A 1388-nucleotide genomic window follows, 5' to 3' on the forward strand; every position below is an offset into this window, starting at 1 on the left:
CATGGCGGTGTTCAGACGCCGTCAATTCTCAGCCGAGAAAGGGATATGCCACATGCCAGAGAATACCATCAGTGAACTGCCTGATCCATCAGGATTTGGCTCCGACCCATTCACCGACGTTCTGCGCGATGGAGCGCGCAAGCTGATCGAACAGGCGATCCACGCCGAGTTGGCCGTTCTCATGAACGCCTTTTCCGGGGACAAGCTCGAGGACGGGCGGGCACGCTTGGTCCGACACGGTCACCTGCCGGAACGCGAGGTGATGACCGGCATTGGCCCGGTGCCCGTGAAGGTGCCGCGCGTGCGGGATCGGGGTGCTGGCGAAGACAAGGTCACGTTCACGCCGAGCATTCTGCCGCGGTATTTGCGCAAGGCGAAATCGGTCGAGGACCTGCTGCCTTGGCTTTATCTCAAGGGCGTGTCCACGGGCGATTTTACCGAGGCGCTGGAGGCGCTGCTGGGCCCGAATGCCAAGGGCCTGTCCGCCAAGACCGTCACCCGGCTGAAGGCCGACTGGTGGCAGGACTACGAGGCCTGGCAGAAACGCGATCTTGGTGCGCGTCGCTTTCTCTACATCTGGGCGGACGGGGTCTATTTCAAACCGCGAATGGCTGAAGAAAAACAATGCGCTCTGGTGATCGTCGGGGCGGACGAATACGGCCGCAAGGAGCTGCTGGCCATGACCGACGGCTTCCGAGAAAGCACACAGAGCTGGCGCGAGGTGCTGCTCGATCTCAAGCGCCGGGGCCTGAAGCAGGACCCCAAACTGGCCATCGGCGACGGTGCGCTCGGCTTCTGGACGGCGCTGCGCGAGGTCTTCGCCACGACGCAGGAACAGCGTTGCTGGGTCCACAAGACCATGAACGTGCTTAACGCGATGCCGAAATCGGTGCAGGCCAAGGCGAAGGCGCACCTGCACGACATCTGGCAGGCCGAGACAAAAGCCAAAGCCAACGTAGCCTTCGACTTCTTCATCGAAACCTATGGCGTGAAATGGGACAAGGCAGTGGCCAAGCTGGTCAAGGACCGGGACGCGCTGCTGACCTTCTACGATTATCCGGCGGAACATTGGAAACACATCCGCACATCGAACCCAATCGAAAGCACCTTCGCCACCGTGCGACACCGCACGAAACGCACCAAAGGATGCCTCAGCCGAAAGACCGGTCTGGCCATGGCGTTCAAGCTAATGATGTCGGCGCAGAAGAAATGGCGCAAGCTCGACGGCCAGAACCGCCTGCCCGAGATCATCCAAGGGGTTGAGTTCCGCGATGGTCTCCGCCACGTTCAAGATGCCGCCTGATCAAGCGTCACCAACTTCTGCGCATATCTCTTGTCATCAATACAATTATCAGAACAGCGCAGAGCGGTCCCGCCCCGTCGATCCA

At 60.5% G+C, this 1388-nt stretch carries 1 protein-coding gene; it reads left to right on the forward strand.

Annotated elements, in window-relative coordinates; genetic code table 11:
- The first annotated feature begins 52 nt into the window (after positions 1-52).
- A complete protein-coding gene (locus tag NWQ23_RS01885) occupies positions 53-1303 on the forward strand; it encodes an IS256 family transposase (protein ID WP_306164541.1) in 1251 nt (416 codons plus the stop codon).
- Positions 1304-1388 lie beyond the last annotated feature (85 nt).

This window comes from Yoonia sp. (assembly GCF_030731595.1).
In the GTDB taxonomy this organism is placed as follows: Bacteria; Pseudomonadota; Alphaproteobacteria; order Rhodobacterales; family Rhodobacteraceae; genus Yoonia.